The organism is Streptomyces sp. NBC_00358, assembly GCF_036099295.1.
In the GTDB taxonomy this organism is placed as follows: Bacteria; Actinomycetota; Actinomycetes; order Streptomycetales; family Streptomycetaceae; genus Streptomyces.
This window is the reverse complement of the sequence record NZ_CP107976.1, coordinates 7,188,437-7,207,271: the sequence shown is the minus strand read 5'-3', so window position 1 is coordinate 7,207,271 and position 18,835 is coordinate 7,188,437. Positions and strand designations below refer to the sequence as shown.

The 18,835-nt window shown below is 71.7% G+C and carries 14 protein-coding genes and 1 pseudogene; 3 read left to right on the top strand and 12 right to left on the bottom strand.

What is annotated here, in order from left to right; all coding sequences use genetic code 11:
• Positions 1 to 4 precede the first annotated feature (4 nt).
• The 11 genes from OHT01_RS30780 to OHT01_RS30730 form a co-directional block, all read right to left on the bottom strand.
• On the bottom strand, positions 5 to 595 hold the full coding sequence (locus tag OHT01_RS30780; RefSeq protein ID WP_328556359.1) for a TIGR03086 family metal-binding protein: 591 nt from the start codon (positions 593 to 595) through the stop codon (positions 5 to 7).
• Positions 592 to 1,560 (bottom strand): sigma-70 family RNA polymerase sigma factor, encoded by a 969-nt coding sequence (locus OHT01_RS30775; protein ID WP_328556358.1) that lies wholly within the window; start codon positions 1,558 to 1,560, stop codon positions 592 to 594. The genes OHT01_RS30780 and OHT01_RS30775 overlap by 4 nt, the downstream gene beginning before the upstream one ends.
• 198 nt (positions 1,561 to 1,758) lie before the next feature.
• Positions 1,759 to 2,988, bottom strand: coding sequence for a pseudouridine synthase (locus OHT01_RS30770; RefSeq protein WP_328556357.1), 1,230 nt, complete (start codon positions 2,986 to 2,988; stop codon positions 1,759 to 1,761).
• Positions 2,988 to 3,644 carry an SMC-Scp complex subunit ScpB gene (gene scpB, locus OHT01_RS30765; RefSeq protein WP_328556356.1) on the bottom strand — a complete coding sequence of 219 codons (657 nt, stop codon included), beginning with the start codon at positions 3,642 to 3,644 and terminating at the stop codon, positions 2,988 to 2,990. The genes OHT01_RS30770 and scpB overlap by 1 nt, the downstream gene beginning before the upstream one ends.
• Positions 3,641 to 4,975, bottom strand: coding sequence for a segregation and condensation protein A (locus OHT01_RS30760; protein WP_328556355.1), 1,335 nt, complete (start codon positions 4,973 to 4,975; stop codon positions 3,641 to 3,643). Before OHT01_RS30760 ends, scpB begins: the two co-directional genes overlap by 4 nt.
• An 18-nt stretch (positions 4,976 to 4,993) precedes the next feature.
• Positions 4,994 to 5,572: a hypothetical protein gene (locus tag OHT01_RS30755; RefSeq protein WP_328556354.1), complete on the bottom strand. Its 579-nt coding sequence runs from the start codon at positions 5,570 to 5,572 to the stop codon at positions 4,994 to 4,996.
• Positions 5,557 to 6,684 carry a ParA family protein gene (locus OHT01_RS30750; protein WP_328556353.1) on the bottom strand — a complete coding sequence of 376 codons (1,128 nt, stop codon included), beginning with the start codon at positions 6,682 to 6,684 and terminating at the stop codon, positions 5,557 to 5,559. Before OHT01_RS30750 ends, OHT01_RS30755 begins: the two co-directional genes overlap by 16 nt.
• A gap of 424 nt (positions 6,685 to 7,108) precedes the next feature.
• Positions 7,109 to 8,233: an alanine dehydrogenase gene (ald, locus tag OHT01_RS30745; protein WP_328556352.1), complete on the bottom strand. Its 1,125-nt coding sequence runs from the start codon at positions 8,231 to 8,233 to the stop codon at positions 7,109 to 7,111.
• A gap of 162 nt (positions 8,234 to 8,395) precedes the next feature.
• A complete protein-coding gene (locus OHT01_RS30740; protein ID WP_328556351.1) occupies positions 8,396 to 10,477 on the bottom strand; it encodes a tetratricopeptide repeat protein in 2,082 nt (693 codons plus the stop codon).
• 313 nt (positions 10,478 to 10,790) lie between these two features.
• On the bottom strand, positions 10,791 to 11,417 hold the full coding sequence (locus tag OHT01_RS30735) for an NUDIX hydrolase (RefSeq protein WP_328556350.1): 627 nt from the start codon (positions 11,415 to 11,417) through the stop codon (positions 10,791 to 10,793).
• Between the two features lie 127 nt (positions 11,418 to 11,544).
• The gene (locus OHT01_RS30730; RefSeq protein WP_328556349.1) at positions 11,545 to 13,212 is read right to left on the bottom strand and encodes a CTP synthase; all 1,668 of its coding nucleotides are present in this window, start codon (positions 13,210 to 13,212) and stop codon (positions 11,545 to 11,547) included.
• A 539-nt stretch (positions 13,213 to 13,751) separates the two neighbouring features.
• On the opposite strand from OHT01_RS30730, the gene OHT01_RS30725 reads away from it, so the two are divergent.
• The 3 genes and pseudogenes from OHT01_RS30725 to OHT01_RS30715 all read left to right on the top strand — a co-directional run bounded on the left by OHT01_RS30725 (position 13,752) and on the right by OHT01_RS30715 (position 17,453).
• Complete coding sequence (locus OHT01_RS30725; protein ID WP_328558332.1) at positions 13,752 to 15,554, top strand: glycoside hydrolase family 15 protein; 1,803 nt, start codon at positions 13,752 to 13,754, stop codon at positions 15,552 to 15,554.
• 69 nt (positions 15,555 to 15,623) lie between these two features.
• Positions 15,624 to 15,713: pseudogene (locus OHT01_RS30720) on the top strand (BBE domain-containing protein); the annotation flags it as partial.
• Positions 15,714 to 15,824: 111 nt separating this feature from the next.
• Positions 15,825 to 17,453, top strand: coding sequence for a PucR family transcriptional regulator (locus OHT01_RS30715; RefSeq protein WP_328556348.1), 1,629 nt, complete (start codon positions 15,825 to 15,827; stop codon positions 17,451 to 17,453).
• Here the strand turns inward: OHT01_RS30715 and OHT01_RS30710 are convergent.
• Entirely contained in the window at positions 17,450 to 18,598 is a 1,149-nt protein-coding gene (locus OHT01_RS30710; RefSeq protein WP_328556347.1) for a glycosyltransferase family 4 protein, read from the bottom strand. The genes OHT01_RS30715 and OHT01_RS30710 overlap by 4 nt on opposite strands.
• Positions 18,599 to 18,835: the final 237 nt, after the last annotated feature.

Sequence of the window (18,835 nt, the reverse complement as noted above, 5' to 3'; positions counted from 1 at the left end):
TCAATCACGGAAGACGGACCGGGCCCGCGCCGAAAAGGAATCGCGGCCGGGGGCTCCGGCCGAGGAACGCGAGGAGCAGACCGTCGGGCCGGGTCCGCGGTGGTACGTCGACCGGGTCGGCGAAGCGCACACCGCGGTCGGCGTCCGCCACCACGAGGTGCGCGAGCGGCAGCAGTCGAGCGGCGAGCGCGGACGGGATCGGCCGTGCCGAGCCGCAGGCGCGCGCGACGTCCCAGCCGTGCACCGCGATCTCCAGGGCGCCGACGGCCACCAGCAGCCCCGCGTCCATGGAGCGGTCCCCCACCGCCGGGACGGGCCGGGCCGCGGACATCGCCGCCCAGGCACCGAGGAGGGCGCCGGCCCGCTCGCGGAAGGCGCTCACCGGATCGGCGGCGGGACCTGCCGGACAGAGCCCGACCCGCCCGTCCGTGACACCTTCGCGGAGCGCCTCCACCGAGTCGTCGAGGTGGTGCAGCAGTTCCCCCAGGTCCCACTCGGCACACGGCGTCGGCCACCCCAGGCCCTCGCGCGGCACCGCCGCGACGCTGCCCAGCGCGTACGCGAGCGACCGCTCCAGCAGCTCTCCGGCGTTCACGCGAGCACCGGGGGCAGGTCGAAGGCGGCGAACAGCGCCGGGTCCAGGAAGACCGTGAGCCGTGCGACGCCGTGCTCCTCGACGGTGATCACCTGCACCGAGTGCGCGCGCAGCACGCCGTCGACCCCGCGCTCGTAGGCGGCCACGGCGGGCTGCCCGTTGGCCCGGACGGGCAGCATGCGGATCCATCCCGTCCCGCGCCCGGCGAGCACCCGTACCCGCAGGAACCGCAGGACGTCCTTCTTGCCACTGAACCATTCCAGGTGGGGCGGCATCTCCAGCTCGACCCCGTCCCTCAGCAGCCCCAGCAGGGACTCCATGTCGGCGTTCTCGAAGGCCCGCACGTAGCGGTCGAGGAGTTCGCGGTCGTCGGCGCCGTCGGGCTCGACCACCAGGTCCTCCTCGGGCGCGACCTCGTCGAGCCGGGCACGCGCGCGCTGGAGGATGCTCTTGACCGCCGCGGTCGACGTGTCGAGCAGGGCGGCCACCTCGGAGGCCCGCCAGGCCAGCACGTCCCGCAGGATGAGCACGGCCCGCTGCCGTGCGGGGAGGTTCTGCAGCGCGGCGACCAGGGCGAGCCGCAGGCTTCCGCGCGCCGCGACGACGGTCGCCGGGTCGACGAGCCTGTCGGGCAGCGGCTGGAGCCAGGGGATGTCCGTCGCGGGGGCCCGCAGAGGCCCCTCGGGCGCGTCTCCCGGCCCGCCGAGCCCGGTGGGCAGTGGACGGCGTCCCCGCCCCTCCAGGGCCGTCAGACACGTGTTGGTGGCGATCCGGTAGAGCCAGGTGCGCAGGGAGGCCCGGCCCTCGTACCCCTCGTAGGACCGCCAGGCCCGCAGATACGTCTCCTGGACGAGGTCCTCGGCGTCGTCGACCGAGCCGAGCATGCGGTAGCAGTGGGCGAGCAGCTCCCGCCGGTACGGATCGGTCAGCCGGACGAAATCGTCGCGGTCCGTCGTCGCGGTCATCGCCGCTCCCTTCGTTTCGTTCCCACGGGGGCGCACCGGGGCACACCGGTGGTCCGTTCACCGGTACAGACCGGCCGGGAGGCGAAAACGAATCGGCCGACCCCGGAGAAGTTCCGGGACCGGCCGTCGTACGCGTGCAGTGTCCGCGGCCCGCTGGATCCGCGCGGGATCCAAGGGCTTACGGAGGACCGCTCAGGGCTACAGACCGACCTCGGCCATGAGCATGCCGACCTCGGTGTTCGACAGGCGGCGCAGCCAGCCCGACTTCTGGTCGCCCAGGGTGATCGGGCCGAAGGAGACGCGCACCAGCTTGTCGACCGGGAAGCCGGCCTCGGCGAGCATGCGGCGCACGATGTGCTTGCGGCCCTCGTGCAGGGTCACCTCGACGAGGTAGTTCTTGCCGGTCTGCTCGACGACACGGAAGTGGTCCGCCTTGGCGTACCCGTCCTCCAGCTGGATGCCGTCCTTGAGACGCTTGCCCAGGTCACGCGGGATCGGGCCCACGACGTGCGCGAGGTAGACCTTCTTCACGCCGTACTTCGGGTGGGTCAGCCGGTGTGCCAGCTCGCCGTGGTTGGTGAGCAGGATGACACCCTCGGTCTCGGTGTCGAGCCTGCCCACGTGGAAGAGCCGGGTCTCGCGGTTCGTGACGTAGTCGCCGAGGCACTGGCGGCCCTCGTTGTCCTCCATCGTGGAGACGACACCGGCCGGCTTGTTCAGCGAGAAGAACTGGTACGACTGCGTGGCGACCGTCAGCCCGTCGACCTTGATCTCGTCCTTCTCCGTGTCGACACGGAGGCCCTGCTCCAGGACGATCTGGCCGTTGACCTCGACCCTGGCCTGGTCGACCAGCTCCTCGCAGGCGCGCCGGGAGCCGTAGCCCGCTCGCGCGAGGATCTTCTGCAGGCGCTCGCCCTCCTCCTCGGCGCCCGGGAAGGTCTTGGGCAACTTGATGTCCGGCTTGCCCGCGTACCGGTCGCGGTTGCGCTCCTCGGTCCGCGTCTCGTACTCACGGGAGCGCGCGGGCTCCGTCCGGCCGCCGCGCTGCTGGCCCTGCTTGGGGCCGCCCTTGGCGCCTCCGCGCGCGGAGGCTCCGCGCCCGGACTTCGGGCCCTCGTGCGTGCCGCCGGGGCCTACGTCGTAGCGGCGCTCCTCGGGACGGGGCTTGCTGGGACGCTTCGGCTGGTCGTCGCGACCCGCCGCGCTCCTCGGCTGGGAGCCGCTCCCGCCCGTCCCGCGTGAGCCGCCACCGCTCGCCCCGCGGGTACCGCCACCGCCGGCCCCACGCGGGTTGCCGCTCCCACGTGAGCCACCGCCCCCGCCGGTTCCACGGGGGCTGTCGCTACCGCGCGAACCGCCACTCCCGCCGGTTCCCCGCGGGTTGCCGCGCCCGCTGTTCCTGCCACTGCCGCTGCCACTGCTTCGCATCAAAGTTCCGTCGTCGTCGTGTCGTCTGCATCTGCATCCGGTGCATCCGGATCGAACGACGGGACCCCTTCCAGCGTCTCGGCTTCGATCGCGTCCGCCTCGGGGAGGAAGGGCGCGAGCTCCGGGAGCTCGTCCAGACCACGCAGGCCCATTCGCTCCAGGAAGTAGTTCGTCGTCGTGTACAGGATCGCACCTGTTTCGGGTTCCGTGCCCGCCTCCTCGACGAGACCCCTCTGCAGGAGGGTCCGCATCACGCCGTCGCAGTTGACTCCGCGGACCGCCGAGACCCTTGATCGGCTGACCGGCTGGCGGTACGCGACGACGGCCAGCGTCTCCAGGGCCGCCTGGGTGAGGCGGGCCTGCTGGCCGTCCAGGACGAAGCGTTCGACGGCGCTCGCGTAGGCGGGACGCGAGTAGAAACGCCAGCCGCCCGCGATCAGTCTGAGCTCGAAACCACGGCCCTGGACGGTGTACTCGTCGGCCAGCGCGCGCAGCGCGTCCGCGACCTGCCGTCTGGGCCGCTCCAGGATCTTGGCGAGGTGTTCCTCGGTGGCGGGTTCGTCCACCACCATCAGGACGGCCTCCAGGGCGGGCCCGAGTTCGAGGTCCGCGGCGGTGCGCGGCCCCGCGGGGGTGTGGGTGGTCTCCTCGCTCACGCCTTCTCCTCCTTGGTCCCGCGCCCCGTGTCGTCCTTCACCGCTTCCGGGAGCCGGTCGAACTCGTCGGTCACCCGGGGCCGGTCGTCGCCCTCTCCGCCCGTCCAGCGCACCATCAGGTCCCCTAGGGCCTCCTCCTGGTCCAGGGCGACGACCTTCTCCCTGTAGAGCTCCAGCAGGGCCAGGAAGCGGGCGACCACCGTGAGAGTGTCCTCGGTGTCCTCGACGAGCGAGCGGAAGCTGGCCTCGCCGAGTTCCCTGAGCCGCGCCACCACGATCCGGGCCTGTTCCTGGACGCTGACGAGCGGCGCGTGGATGTGGTCGACGTACACCTGAGGCCTGGGTTTCGGCTGCATCGCCTTCACGGCGAGCCTCGCGAACCCCTCCGCCCCGATGCTGATGACGACCTCGGGCAGCAGCTCGGCGTACTGCGCCTCCAGGCCGACCGTACGGGGGTAGCGGCGGGCCTCCTCTTCGAGGCGCGCGTTGAAGATGTCCGCGATCCGTTTGTACGCGCGGTACTGGAGCAGCCGCGCGAACAGCAGGTCCCGCGCCTCCAGGAGGGCCAGATCGGCCTCGTCCTCGACCTCGGCGGTCGGCAGCAGCCGGGCCGCCTTCAGATCGAGCAGGGTCGCCGCGACGACCAGGAACTCGGTCGTCTGGTCGAGGTCCCAGTCCGGGCCCATCGCCCGGATGTGCGCCATGAACTCGTCGGTGACCTTGGAGAGCGCCACTTCCGTGACATCGAGCTTGTGCTTGGAGATGAGCTGGAGCAGCAGATCGAAGGGCCCCTCGAAATTCGAGAGCCGCACCTTGAAGACGCCGTCACGGGAGTCGTCGGCGGCGTCGGAGCCCTCGGCGGACACCTCGGCCCCCGGAGCCGGTCCGGACGCCGTCCCTGGCGTCGCAGCCCGCTCGACGTGCGTCCCGGTCGAGGCGAAGGCTCCAGGCGCCTCCACGGGCGCCTCGGACGGCTCCGCGGGCGCCTCAGGCGGCTCGGGCGTCTCAGGCGGCTCCGCGGGCGTCTCGAACGGCTCGACCGGCGTCTCGGGCCCGGCGAAGGCTCCCGGCGCCTCCGCAGGCGCCTCAGGCGGCTCCGCGGGGGTCCCTGGCGCCGGGGGCGGCTCGGTCGGTGTCTCGGGGTCTGCGGGGCTCTCGGCCGCCTCACGGGGCGTCCCGGGCGGCTCGGTGGGGGCCTCGGGTGGTCCGGCCGGCGGGACGGACCGCTCGGACGGGGCCTCGACCGGCGCCGGGGCGGTCCCAGGACCGCGCCCCAGCGCACGCCTACGGCCGCCGGAGGCGGCGGACGGGGGCGGGACGTTCGAGGTCATAGCCGTCGAAGGCTACCGCTACCGCCCGCGCAGCCGTCGTACGAGAATGCTCGCGTCCCCCCGGGATTCCAGATCGGCGAGGACCACGGCGACCGCCTCGCGGACGATCCGTCCCCGGTCGACGGCGAGCCCGTGTTCACCGCGGAGCACCAGGCGCGCGTGTTCGAGGTCCATCAGTTCCTCGGCGGACACGTACACCGTGATCTTCTCGTCGTGCCGCTCCCGCCCGCTGGGCCGGCGGTTGGCGGCGCGCGCCCGCTTGCGGGACGACTGCACCGACGTGGAAGGGGCGCCAGAACCTTCCTGCCCCGGCTGACGCCGCCCCGAACGGTCCGGGGCGCCGCCCCGGCTGCGGGACTCCCCCGCGCCGGACGACTCGGCGCCGGCGGCGACATGTTCGTCGCCCTCGCCGTCACCGCCCTGGACGGGCACCGACTGGGGCGCGTCCTCCCCCGCCGCCGCGTCGCTCTCGCCGGCCGGAGCCGGCACCCGGGCCTCGCCGTTGGTCCGACGGTTGGGGGTGGATGACTGGAGTGCCATGCCCCCGGTGGTACGGAACAGTTCGTCGGCCCCCGGCAGACTCACTCGGCGTGACACCGGGCGAGCACCTCCCTGGCGAGCTGGCGATAGGCGGCGGCACCGACGGAGTTGGAGGCGTAGGTGGTGATCGGCTCGCCGGCGACGGTGGTCTCCGGGAAGCGGACGGTCCGGCCGATCACGGTGTGGTAGACGTGATCGTCGAAGGCCTCGACGACGCGCGCGAGCACCTCACGGCTGTGCACCGTGCGGGAGTCGTACATCGTGGCGAGGATGCCGTCGAGCTCCAGATCGGGGTTGAGCCGCTCCTGGACCTTCTCGATGGTCTCGGTGAGCAGCGCGACACCGCGCAGCGCGAAGAACTCGCACTCCAGCGGCACGATCACCTTGTGGGCCGCGGTCAGCGCGTTCACGGTGAGCAGGCCGAGGGAGGGCTGACAGTCGATCACGATGTAGTCGTAGTCGGCCAGCAGCGGCTTCAGGGCGCGCTGGAGCGTGGACTCGCGGGCGACCTCGCTCACCAGTTGCACTTCGGCGGCGGACAGGTCGATGTTGCTGGGCAGCAGGTCCATGTTCGGGACCGCCGTCTTCAGGAGCACCTCGTCGGCCGCCATGCCCCGCTCCATGAGCAGGTTGTAGACGGTGAGGTCGAGCTCCATCGGGTTGACGCCGAGACCCACGGACAGCGCGCCCTGCGGGTCGAAGTCGACGAGCAGCACCCGGCGTCCGTACTCCGCGAGCGCGGCTCCCAGGTTGATGGTCGACGTGGTCTTGCCCACGCCGCCCTTCTGGTTGCACATCGCGATGATCGTCGCGGGGCCGTGACTGGTCAGCGGACCCGGGATCGGGAAGTACGGCAGCGGGCGCCCCGTCGGGCCGATGCGCTCACGGCGCTGACGGGCCGCGTCGGGCGCGAGCGTGGCCGCGTACTCCGGGTCGGGCTCGTACTCGGCGTCGGGGTCGTAGAAGTGCCCCTCGGGCAGTTCGTCGTAGTCGGCGAAGTGGGTGTGGTTCTCGCCACTTCCGTTGCCGGCCATGGCGTTCACGTGATGGCCATCCATGCTCGGGTGTGCTGTCTGAGTCATCCGGGGACTCTGATGGGCTGCGAAGGTGCGGACAGCGACGGAGCCGACAGCCTCGAGCCCCGTGGGGCTCTGGCCCCGCGCCGGCATTCCTGGTTGACCACCCCCGGGAGTAAATGTCGACTCATTCACAAGTCGTCTTACCTCCTTGGTGACCAGGAAACTTCTCGATAGGTCAGCGTGGCACCATGCCGACGGTTGGCGACTCTATGGCGTGTCACCGGTCCGCAGCAACACAATCCGCCGGACCCGACCCGATGTGTCGGCAACCGAACACCCCTCTGTCAAGGGCGTAAGGCCGTCGCACGGCAGGTTTCACCGGTGTGCGAATCGGTTGAAGAGTTACGTTCGTGGCGAGTTGAACGAGTGTCGCAAAGTGACCCGACACACACCCGGCCGGACCTTGTCGGGCAAGGTCCGGCCGGGTACGCGCTGTTGACGACCCGTGTTGACGTATCGCCTTTTGTCGGCCAGGAGTCGGCCGCAATGTCGACTCCTGGAGCCTTCGGGAGACTCAGCCGAGCAGGGTCTCCAGTTCGAGGTGCTCCAGGCCGTGCGCCTCCGCGACCTCACGGTAAACGACCTTGCCGTCATGGGTGTTGAGCCCCTTGGCCAGCGCGGCGTCGCGGCGCAGCGCCTCGGCCCAGCCGCGGTTGGCGAGCTCGACGATGTACGGCAGCGTGGCGTTGGTCAGCGCGTACGTCGAGGTGTTGGGCACCGCGCCGGGCATGTTGGCGACGCAGTAGAAGACCGAGTTGTGGACCGGGAAGGTCGGCTCGGCGTGCGTGGTGGCACGCGAGTCCTCGAAGCAGCCGCCCTGGTCGATCGCGATGTCGACAAGAACACTTCCCGGCTTCATCCGCGAGACGAGCTCGTTGGTGACCAGCTTCGGAGCCTTGGCACCGGGGATCAGCACGGCACCGATGACGAGGTCGGCCTCCAGGCAGGCCTTCTCCAGCTCGAAGGCGTTGGAGACGACGGTCTGGATCTTCGTGCCGAAGATCTTGTCCGCTTCCTTGAGCTTGTTGATGTCGCGGTCGAGCAGGGTCACGTGGAAGCCCATGCCGATGGCGATCTGCGCGGCGTTCCAGCCGGACACACCGCCGCCGATGACGACGGCCTTGGCCGCCAGCACACCGGGGACACCGCCGGGCAGGACACCCCGGCCGCCGTTGGCGCGCATCAGGTGGTACGCGCCGACCTGCGGGGCGAGCCGGCCCGCGACCTCGGACATCGGGGCGAGCAGCGGCAGCGCGCGGCTCGGCAGCTCGACGGTCTCGTACGCGATCGCCGTGGTGCCGGACTCCAGCAGGGCGTCCGTGCACTCCTTGGACGCGGCCAGGTGCAGGTAGGTGAAGAGCGTCTGGTCCTTGCGGAGGCGGTGGTACTCCTCCGCGATGGGCTCCTTGACCTTCAGCAGCAGGTCGGCGGTGGCCCAGACCTCGTCGGCGGTGGGGAGGATCTGCGCGCCCGCGTGGACGTACTCCTCATCCGTGATCGAGGAGCCGACACCGGCGTTCTGCTCGACGAAGACCTGGTGGCCGTGGCGCACGAGCTCGTGCACGCCGGCGGGGGTGATGGCCACCCGGAACTCGTTGTTCTTGACCTCGCGGGGGATGCCGACCTTCACGTCGATCACGGTCCTTGACTCAGAGGGCTCTGGGGCTATGCATGCCGAGGCGATGCAAGCCAGGCAATGCATGTCATACCCGACGTACGGCAGCACACCGGGAGACACCACGGAAGAACGCGGCGGAGCCAGTCTAATGAAGGGATTCTCTCTGTCTAGCCTTTCAATGCATCAATCTTCAGCGGATGCACTGCGGATTTCGTAGGCGTTAGCGTCGTGTTCCATGTCGGATGCGCTCTCCGGCAGCTCATCTCCCAGCATGCGCTCGGCCGCCGCCCGGTGCAGCCGGGCGGCAGCCGGGTCGCCGAGCCGGTCCAGGGTGTCGGCCAGCCTGAGCTGCAACGCGGCCTGCAGGCGTACGTCGTCCGCGCGGCGCGCCCACTCGACCGCCTCCTGGCAGGTGCGCAACGACTCCTCGGGCCGTCCCGCGTACTCCTGGACGCGCGCCGTCTCGCTCAACGCCCTTGCCTGGGCGGCGACATCACCGTTCTTGCGGTGTCCCGCGACCGCGGCGCGCCAGTTGACCAGCGCCTCGCCGTAGCGGCCCGCGTAGGTGTGCGCGGTGGCGATGCGTCCGTACAGCCGGGCGGCGTCCACGCGCTCGCCGCGCGCGAGCCGCTCGGCGAGCGCCCTGCCGTACCAGTCGGCGGCCCGGTCGTAGTCCCCGAGTTCCTGGTGGGCGCCGCCTACGGATTCCATCGCGCGGCCCGTCGCGTACGGGTCGTTCGCCTCGCGTCCGGCGTCCAGCGCGGCCCGGTAGCGGGCGAGGGCGTCGGTCGTACGGCCGGTCTGCGCGTCCAGGTCCGCGAGATTGAGCAGGGCCGCGGCCTTCTCCCGGGGCAGGTTCCGGCGTTCGGCGACGTCCAGGACGAGACGGTGGATCCCGTACAGCTCGGACGCCGCGGCCTGGGTGCCGAAATGGACGACCATCGCCCGCACGAGGGCGGCCATCAGCCGTCGGGCGAGGGTGTCCAGCTCCCCGTCGGCGACGGCCAGCCGGGCCGAGGCGAGGAGCGCGGGCCGGCGCAGCCGCAGCCAGTCCTCGGCCGCCCGGGGACTGGAGAACCGCAGGGCACGGGGCATTCCGGCGAGCTTCTCGCGGGCCGGCGAGCTGTCGGTCTCGGTGATGGCGCGGCAGGACACCAGGAGGCGTACGGTCCGCTCCAGCATGCGGGCGCGGGCCAGCTGCACCTCGGCGGGCCGGTCATGGGTCTCGACGAGCGCCCTGAGCACTGGCTGGAAACAGCCGGGTACCTCGTACTGCGGCAGCGGTGAGGGAACCGACCGCAGCAGGCCGAGGGCGACGAATTCGTCGAGCGTGGTCTGCGCCACCTGGACCGAGCAGCCGGCCAGCGCGGAGGCGGTGTGCGGGTCGACGAGTCCCGCGGGGGCCAGCGAGAGCAGTCGCAGTATCCGCGCGGCGGTGCTCGGCAGCGAGGCGTACGAGAGCCGGAAGACACGGGCCAGCGGTGTACCGTCCTCGCCCTCGGTGCGCAGGTGCTTGGCGAGATCGGCGACGGCGGAGGCGGGGCGTGCGGCGAGCCAGCCGCCGGCCAGCACCAGCGCGGTGGGCTGGCCCGCGCACAGTTCGACCAGACCCTCGGCGGCGAGCGGGTCGACGGTGACGCGCACCGAGCCGGTGAACTGCTCCAGGAGTTCCAGGGCCGACTTGGTGTCCAGACCGCCGAGCGTGCAGGGGCGGACGTCCGCGATGCCCGTCAGCGGCCCGCCGGAGACGGCGATGACCAGGCAGTCCGGGGAGTCGGGCAGCAGCGCGTCGACCTGCTCGGCGTCGGCGGCGTCGTCGAGCAGGAGCACCGCCCGACGGATCGCCAGGGCCTCGCGCAGCCGCTCGCCGAGGTCGTCGGCGTCGGCTCCGGGGGGTGTGGAGAGTCCGAGGGCGGTGAGCAGTTCCCGCGCGGTGACCTCGGTGGGCACCGGGGTGCCGTCGGGTTCGGTGAGCTTGGCGCGCAGGATGCCGTCGGGGTAACTCTCGGCGACCTGGGCGGCGAGCCGGCCGGCGAGCGCGGTGCGGCCGGAGCCGGGCTTGCCCGCGATGAGCAGCACCCGCGCCCGCGGGGCCTTGCGGCCCGCGATGGTGTCGAGCCCCGCCCGCTCGATGTCCGCCCGGAGTTCCTTCAACTCTCTTGCACGGCCCAGGAACTGACTCTTCGTAGGAGCGGACCCGGCAGCCGGGCGCTGCCCCTTGGCCGACACCTTGGTGCCGCCGTCGTCCACCGCCTGATCCGCCACGGGCCACGCTCCCGTTCCACCGCACGCGCAAGCCCGCCGGGACTCCGGTGCGGGCGTTTCCAGAGCCTAGTTCACGCTCTGCGACGATCCGGGCGGAGCGTGGCGGAGACGTCCCCCGATCGGATCAAGCGATCGTAGGACCGGCAGCCCCGAACGGACGTATACGACCCGTCCGGGGCGGGACGGCGGGACGGCACAGGCGCTCCGGCGGTGTGACCGGCCCTCGAAGGGACCGTCCGGCAGCGGGACGATGCCCCGGCGGTCGCCCCCGGGAGACGGAATCAGGCCCCGGAGGGACCCTCCGGAGGCGGGATCAGGCCTCGAAGGGGCGTGCGGGCCACGGCGCCCCGGCCTCACGCAGCGCGTCGAGTCCGGCGCCCTGGCGCGCGGCGACGAGCGAGAGGACACCCACGACCAGGCAGTTGTTGTGCAGGTCGCCGGCGAGCACACCGCCGACGAGTTCGTCGAGCGGGACGCGGGCGAGCTCCATGTCGGCCTCCTCGTCCTCGACCTCGAACCGCTCGCCCTGCGCCTCGGACAGCTCGCGGGCCAGGAAGATCCGGATGGCCTCGTCGCAGCCGCCGGGCGTGGTGTAGACGTCGGTCAGCACCCGCCAGTTCTCCGCCTTGACGTGCGCCTCCTCGTACAGCTCGCGCTGGGCGGCGTGCAGCGGGTTCTCGCCGGGGATGTCGAGCAGGCCCGCCGGGATCTCCCACAGCTTCTGGCGTACCGGGTGGCGGTACTGGCGCAGGACCAGGACACGGTCATCCGCGTCCAGGGCGAGTACGGCCACGGAGCCCGGGTGGACCTGGTAGTCGCGGCGGACGACCGATCCGTCGGGCATGACCACGTCATCGGTGCGCACCGAGGTCTTGTTGCCCTTGAAGGGGGTCTCGGTCGCCCGGACCTCCCACTCCTCGGGGGTGTCCTTGATCGTCATGGCCTGTCCTCCCACACGCAAAAAGAGTCCGGTCCGGTGACGGAACCGGGGCACGCGCCCGCGGGAACACCCGCGGACCCGCACCCCGGTCACCGTACAACCTGATGCCGCTTGGCCTTACTTGGCCCTACTTGCCCGTCTTGCGCGCCACCGCGGCCTTGACCAGGCCCGCGAAGAGCGGGTGCGGACGGGTCGGGCGCGAGCGCAGCTCGGGGTGCGCCTGCGTCGCCACCAGGTACGGGTGGACATCGCGCGGGTACTCGACGTACTCGACGAGCTTGCCGTCCGGGGAGGTGCCGGAGAACTGCAGACCGGCCTTCTTCTCCAGCTCGGCGCGGTAGGCGTTGTTCACCTCGTAGCGGTGACGGTGGCGCTCCTCGACGTACTCCTTGCCGTCGTACACCTCGCGCACGATCGAGCCCTCGGCGAGCTTGGCCGGATACATGCCCAGGCGCATGGTGCCGCCCATGTCTCCCTCGCCCGCCACGATGTCGAGCTGCTCGGCCATCGTGGAGATGACCGGGTGGCCGGTGCCGGAGTCGAACTCGGTGGAGTTGGCGTCGGGGATGTCGGCCAGGTTCCGCGCGGCCTCGATCACGATGCACTGCAGGCCGAGGCACAGGCCGAGCAGCGGGATCTTGTTCTCGCGGGCGTACTGGATCGCGCCGACCTTGCCGGAGACACCGCGGTCGCCGAAGCCGCCGGGGATGCAGATCGCGTCGACGTCGCCGAGCTGCTTGGCCGCGCCCGCCGGGGTCTTGCAGTCGTCCGAGGTGACCCACTTGATCTTGACGCGGGCCTTGTTGGCGAACCCGCCGGCGCGCAGCGCCTCGGTGACCGAGAGGTAGGCGTCGGGCAGGTCGATGTACTTGCCGACGAGCGCCATGGTGATCTCGTGGACGGGGTTGTGGACGCGGTCGAGCAGGTCGTCCCAGGTCGCCCAGTCCACGTCGCGGAACGGCAGGTCCAGCTTGCGGACGACGTAGGCGTCGAGGCCCTCGGTGTGCAGGACCTTCGGGATGTCGTAGATCGACTTGGCGTCGATCGCCGCCACCACGGCGGCCTCGTCGACGTCGCACATCAGCGAGATCTTGCGCTTGATGGCGGTGGGGACCTCGCGGTCGGCCCGAAGGACGATCGCGTCCGGCTGGATACCGATGTTGCGCAGCGCCGCGACCGAGTGCTGCGTCGGCTTGGTCTTCAGCTCGCCCGACGGGCCGATGTACGGCAGGAGCGAGATGTGCACGACGAAGACGTTGTCGCGGCCGACCTCGTGACGGACCTGGCGGACCGTCTCCAGGAACGGCAGCGACTCGATGTCGCCGACCGTGCCGCCGACCTCGGTGATGACGACGTCGACGTCGTCGGTCGCCATCCGGCGGATGCGGTGCTTGATCTCGTTGGTGATGTGCGGGATGACCTGCACGGTGTCACCGAGGTACTCGCCGCGCCGCTCCTTGGCGATGACGGTGGAGTACACCTGGCCGGTGGTCACATTGGCCGAACCGTCCAGGTCCACGTCGAGGAAGCGCTCGTAGTGCCCGATGTCCAGGTCGGTCTCGGCGCCGTCGTTGGTGACGAACACCTCGCCGTGCTGGAACGGGTTCATGGTGCCCGGGTCGACGTTCAGGTACGGGTCGAGCTTCTGCATCGTGACCCGCAGACCCCGCGCCTTGAGCAGCGCGCCCAGGCTGGAGGCCGTCAGTCCCTTGCCGAGGGAGGAGGCGACACCCCCGGTGACGAAGATGTGCTTGGTCGTCGTGGCTGTGCTGTTTCGAAAAGCACTGGGCGGCATGGCCAAGAGGGGGCTCCCGTGGTCGCGGTCTGGGGTGCGTGCCGGCGTGGGACCCGGAGATTTCCGGGGGTGCCGTCGCTGCGGTTCGGGGGTTTCTTGCCCACCGGTCCACGGGCTACCAGGGTATCAGCGACCGGACGAGGCTGCTTCCGGCCACGCTCCGCGCACACCTGGGCACACACCCCGCACACCGCTCACTCGATCGGCTCAGCCGGGTTGCCCGGAGCAGCACGCGGATCTTCCACGTGCGTCGTATCCTGCTCGGACACTCGCTGCCGAGCCTGTCCGGCACACGGCACCATCCCGTCCGTATCCGGAACAAAGAGGGCCTGTCAGTTCGTTTCGAGACGACAATCGCATCGCCCATCGCAACCGACAACTGACGTTTCGCAGCGACGCAGGACGGACGTCCCCCATCATCGACGTTCCGCAGTTACCGACTCCCCATTGCCTAGATTTCCGCAGTACCTACGTTCCCTTTGACCGCAAGAGCGACCGCCCCGCGCAGGGGCGCCGTGGCCGTTCGACTGGAGATGCACGTGGCCGGGCGCATCGAGGACTACGCACTCATCGGAGACATGCAGACAGCCGCGCTGGTCTGCCGGGACGGCACAGTCGACTGGCTGTGCCTGCCCCGCTTCGACTCCCATGCCATCTTCGCGGGACTGCTCGGCACGGAGGAACACGGATTCTGGCGGCTCGGGCCCGCCCACGCGGCCGACGCCCAGCCGCCCACCGCGGCGCGCCGCCGGTACCGCGGCGACTCGCTGATCCTCGAATCCGAGTGGGACACACCCCGCGGCACGGTCCGGGTGACCGATTTCATGCCCCCGCGTGACGGCGCGCCGCAGCTGATCCGGATCGTCGAGGGCGTCACCGGCCGGGTGCCGATGCGCTCCGCGCTGCGGATGCGTTTCTCGTACGGCCGTGTGGTGCCCTGGGTGCACCGGCACGAGGGGCGCACGGTCGCGGTCGCCGGACCGGACTCGGTCTGGTTCGACACGGACTGCGAGACGTACGGCAAGGATCTGACCACGTACGCCGACTTCACGGTGGCGCCGGGCGACCGGATCGCCTTCACGATCTCGTGGGAGCCCTCGCACAAGCAGCCGCCCGCGCTGCCCGAGCCGGAGCAGTCCCTGGAGGCGACCGAGGAGTTCTGGCGCGACTGGGTCGACCAGTGCACGTACCACGGCCCCTACCGCGAGGCCGTCGTCCGCTCCCTGATCACACTGAAGGCCCTGACGTACGCGCCCACGGGCGGCATCGTCGCCGCGCCCACCACCTCCCTCCCGGAGGAGATCGGCGGCGTACGCAACTGGGACTACCGCTACACCTGGCTGCGCGACGCGGCCATCACCCTCTCCTCGCTGCTGCGCACCGGCTACCGCGAGGAGGCCCGCGCCTGGCGCGAGTGGCTGCTGCGCGCGGTCGCGGGCGACCCGGAGAACCTCCAGATCATGTACGGCATCGCGGGGGAACGGGAGTTGGGCGAGGCCGAGCTCGACTGGCTTCCCGGGTACGAGGGTTCGGCGCCCGTCCGGGTCGGCAACGGCGCCGCGCACCAGCTCCAGCTCGACGTCTACGGCGAGGTCACCGAGGCCCTCCACCTGGCCCATATGACGGGCCTTTCCCGCAACGACTACGCCTCGCTCCTCCAGTTGAAGCTGATCCGCTATCTGGAGGACCACTGGGACCAGCCGGACGAAGGAATCTGGGAAGTCCGGGGCCCGCGGCGGCACTTCGTGCACTCCAAGGTGATGGCCTGGGTCGCGGTGGACCGCACCATCAAGCTCATCGAGTCCGGGGACGCCGACGGTCCGCTGGAGAAGTGGCGCGAACTGCGCGACGACATCCACCGGGACGTCTGCGAGAAGGGCTACGACAAGGAACGGAACACGTTCACCCAGTCGTACGGCTCGCGGGAACTCGACGCCTCGCTGCTGCTGATCCCGCAGATGGGCTTCCTGCCGCCGGACGACAAGCGTGTGATCGGCACCATCGAGGCGATCCAGCGCGAGCTGTCCACCTCGGACGGCTTCATCCTGCGCTATCCGACCTCCGGCGAGGACGCGGGCGTGGACGGTCTGGAGGGTGACGAGGGCGCCTTCCTCGCCTGTTCGTTCTGGATGGCGGACGACCTCGCGATGATCGGCCGGGTCGACGAGGCCCGCAAGCTCTTCGAGCGGCTGCTGGCCCTGCGCAACGACCTCGGCCTGCTGGCCGAGGAGTGGGACCCGCGTCTGCAGCGCCAGGTCGGGAACTTCCCTCAGGCCTTCAGCCACGTTCCGCTGATCGACACGGCCCTGCGGCTGACGGCGAGCGGGGCGTACGGCGGCTGAGCCCGCCCGGAGCGGGTGCGCCGGACGGACGGACCGTCCCCGGCGCACCCCGTCCGCCGTACCCGCCTCCGGCGGCTGGCCGCCGTGAAGGCCGAGTCCGACCCGGACAACGTCTTCCGCTTCAACCACAACATCACCCCGGTACGCGCGGCCGCCTGACCGCGCCGCCCCCGGCGCTCCGGCCCCCGACCGTCGCCCATCGCCGGTCGTTCGTCGCCGGTCGGGGGCCGGAGATGCCCCGGGAACCCGTCCGCGGGTAGCGTCCGCTGCATGGACAGCCGTTACGACACCCAAGGCGCCGGAATCACCGTGCAGCGCGCCCTTGAGCTGCCCGGACTGCGCAGCGGGCTGCCGGAGATCATCGCGGGGGCCGACCGGCTGCAGCGGACCGTGCGCTGGGTGCACGCCGGCGAGGTCCCGAACATCGCCTCGCTGCTCAAGGGCGGCGAACTGCTGCTGACCACGGGATACGGTCTCGGCACGCGTCCGGCCGACCAGCGCGCGTTCGTCCGCACCCTGGCCGAGCGCGGGATCGCGGCGCTCGTCGTGGAGCTCGGCCCGCGCTTCACCCGGCTGCCGGCCGCGCTCGTGGAGACGGCGCGGTCCACCGGCCTGCCGCTGGTCCAGCTCCACCGCGAGGTGCCCTTCGTGACGGTCACGGAAGAGGTCCACACCGAGATCGTCAACGGCCACTACGCACTGCTCCAGCAGGCCGAGGAGGTCCACCGGCGCTGCACCGAGGCCCTGCTCGGCGGCGGCGGAGTGCCTCAAGTCCTGCGTATCCTCGCCGACTTCAGCGGCAACCCGGTCTTCCTGGAGTCGGCCGACGGACAGCTCCTGTACGCCGCCGGAGCAGGGTCCGCGGGCGCCGACCCGCTCCAGGTCTGGGAGGGGCTGCGCGGCCAGCACAAGGAGGACCCGCCCGCGGGAACCACCCTGGTCGACGTGCCCGGCGGTGGCCCCGGCACCGGCTCCGTACGCGCCCGCCTGGTGCTGCTGCCGGTCGGCGCGCCGGTCGCCCCGGTGCACCGGATCGCCGCCGAGCGGGCCGCGGGCATCCTGGCCGTCGTGCTGATGCAGGCCCGCCAGGAGGAGGAACTGGCGGCGCGGGGGCGCGGCGACTTCCTGACCGACCTGGCCGAGGGCCGTATCGAGGCCGAGGACGCGCCCGCGCAGGCCCGGGTGCTCGGTTTCAAGCCCGGCACCGGCCCGCTCCTGCCGGTCGTGATGCGACTCGCCGACGGTCTGGCCCCCGGTGGCGGCTGGGCGGTCCTGGCCCGCGCGGTCGCCGAGGAGCTGGCGTCGGTGGGTGTCCCGGTCCTGCTGGGCGTCCGCCCGGTCGAGGGGCGGGTCCCGCTGCTGCTCGGCCTGCGCTCGGAGTCGGAGCGGGCGGCCGTCGCGGACCGTGTCGCGGCGGCGCTGCGCGCCGGGGTGGAGCGCGCCGGCATGCAGCGGCCCGGGGCGCAGCCGCCGGTAGTGGTGGTCGGCGTCGCGGGCGGCTGGGCGGCCGCGTCGGCGGGGCTGCGGCACGCGGCGGAGACGGCCACGGCGGCACAGGGCCTGACGGACCGCCCCTGGTACGACGCCCGCCGTCTGGACATCGACCTGTTGCTGTGGCGGCTGCGCGAGCACCCCGACCTGGCCGCCTTCGTGGAGCGCGCGATCGGTCCCCTCCGCGACCACGACCTGCGCTCCAAGCCGCCCCTGCTCCCCACCCTGCAGACGTACCTGGCGCACGCGGGCCGCAAGGCCGAGACCGCCCGCGAGCTGCACCTCAACCGGCAGACCCTCTACAACCGGCTCGCCAGGATAGGCGAGTTGCTGGGCACTGACCTGGACGACCCGCAGACGGTACTGGCGTTGAGCCTGGCACTGCGGGCGCGCCGGCATGTTCCCTAGGGCGTGTTTCGGCCCAGCGGTCGGGGCTGGGTGAACTCGTCGTAGACGCTGAGCACTTGGGCGACGGTCTCGTCCTCGGTCGGCCAAGTGGCGGCCTGCCGGGCACCCTTCTCCCGCAGAACCTGGCGACGCTCCGGATCGGCGAGCAGTCGTACGACGGCGTCGGCGAGCGCCTTCGCGTTCCCGTAGGGGACGAACTCGGCCGCGTCGCCGACCATTTCGGGGATGCCCCCGACCGCTGTGGCGACGAGCGGCACACGCGCGTGCAGGGCCTCCTGCGCCAGCACCGAGCGGGACTCCCACCTGCTCGGCAGCAGCGCGAGGTCCGCGGCCGCGATCAGTTCCGTGATGTCGTCGCGGCGCCCGACGAGCCGGACCGGCAGTTCCTCGTCCTCGATCCGGCGCTGGAGAGCGGCGCGCAGCGGCCCCTCCCCCGCGATCACCAGCAGCGGCACGGGATCGAGCCGGCACCACGCCGTCGACGCGTCCAGCAGGGTGTGATAGCCGCGGTGCCGGTCGAGCGAACCCACCGCCATCAGCAACGGCCGGTCGGTGGAGCCGAGTTCGGCCCGCGCCTTGTGCCGGGACCGGTCGGGTTCCGCGGGCTCGACGGGCGGGCGCGGCGCGGGCAGCGCGACGGCGGCGAGTCGCGCGTCACGCGCTCCCCGGCGGCGCGCCCGGTCCACCAGGTCGGACGAGGTCCCGAGCACCACGGCGGCGGCTCTGGCCACCCGCCGCTCAAGGAGCCGCAGTACGTGGGCCCGCGCACCGTCGGCCTCAGAGCGGGTGTGCCAGGTGACGACGAGGGGAACGCGCCGCCCGCTCAGCGCCAGCGCCGCCCGCAGCGCCGCGTGCAGCCCGTGCGCGTGTACGAGATCGGCGTCCGCGCAGGCGGCCCGCAGCGCGGACACGGAGGCGGGATCACTGCTGCGGGGCACCGGAACGTGGTGCGCGCCCACTCCGGTGAACCCGTACACGCGGTCGGCCTCGGCCGGAGCGCACACGGTGACCCGCACCCCCCGGGCGACCAGGCCCGAGGCCAGCGACCGCACATGCGCGCTGCTGCCCGCGCTTCCGCCGCCGAGCACCTGTACGGTGCGCAGCGGCGACTGGCCGTGCGGTGAGTGGCTGCTCACGTGGCTCACGTGGCCGGGCTCCTGATTCGGCGTCGGACGGTCACGAGGAAACGTACAGAGGGTCGGGCGGAGGGGGGTTCACCGCACGTCGTGCACCGCGTACTGACGCCAAGGATGCCAGGCCGCTCGGACGTTCCGGCACCGCCATCACGACGAGGGCACGTCAGACGGGGCAACCCTGCGACGACGATCACCCTCACGAGTGACGTGTAGCCCATCCGGTGACGGCGGAACCACACCGGCAGA

Excerpts from the sequence above, each read along its gene's own strand:
- OHT01_RS30715 (WP_328556348.1), top strand. The coding sequence starts at position 15,825 with ATGGACAGCCGTTACGACACCCAAGGCGCCGGAATCACCGTGCAGCGC.
- OHT01_RS30775 (WP_328556358.1), bottom strand. The coding sequence starts at position 1,560 with ATGACCGCGACGACGGACCGCGACGATTTCGTCCGGCTGACCGATCCG.
- OHT01_RS30730 (WP_328556349.1), bottom strand. The coding sequence starts at position 13,212 with ATGCCGCCCAGTGCTTTTCGAAACAGCACAGCCACGACGACCAAGCAC.
- OHT01_RS30750 (WP_328556353.1), bottom strand. The coding sequence starts at position 6,684 with ATGCCGGCGCGGGGCCAGAGCCCCACGGGGCTCGAGGCTGTCGGCTCC.
- OHT01_RS30770 (WP_328556357.1), bottom strand. The coding sequence starts at position 2,988 with ATGCGAAGCAGTGGCAGCGGCAGTGGCAGGAACAGCGGGCGCGGCAAC.
- OHT01_RS30735 (WP_328556350.1), bottom strand. The coding sequence starts at position 11,417 with ATGACGATCAAGGACACCCCCGAGGAGTGGGAGGTCCGGGCGACCGAG.
- OHT01_RS30760 (WP_328556355.1), bottom strand. The coding sequence starts at position 4,975 with ATGACCTCGAACGTCCCGCCCCCGTCCGCCGCCTCCGGCGGCCGTAGG.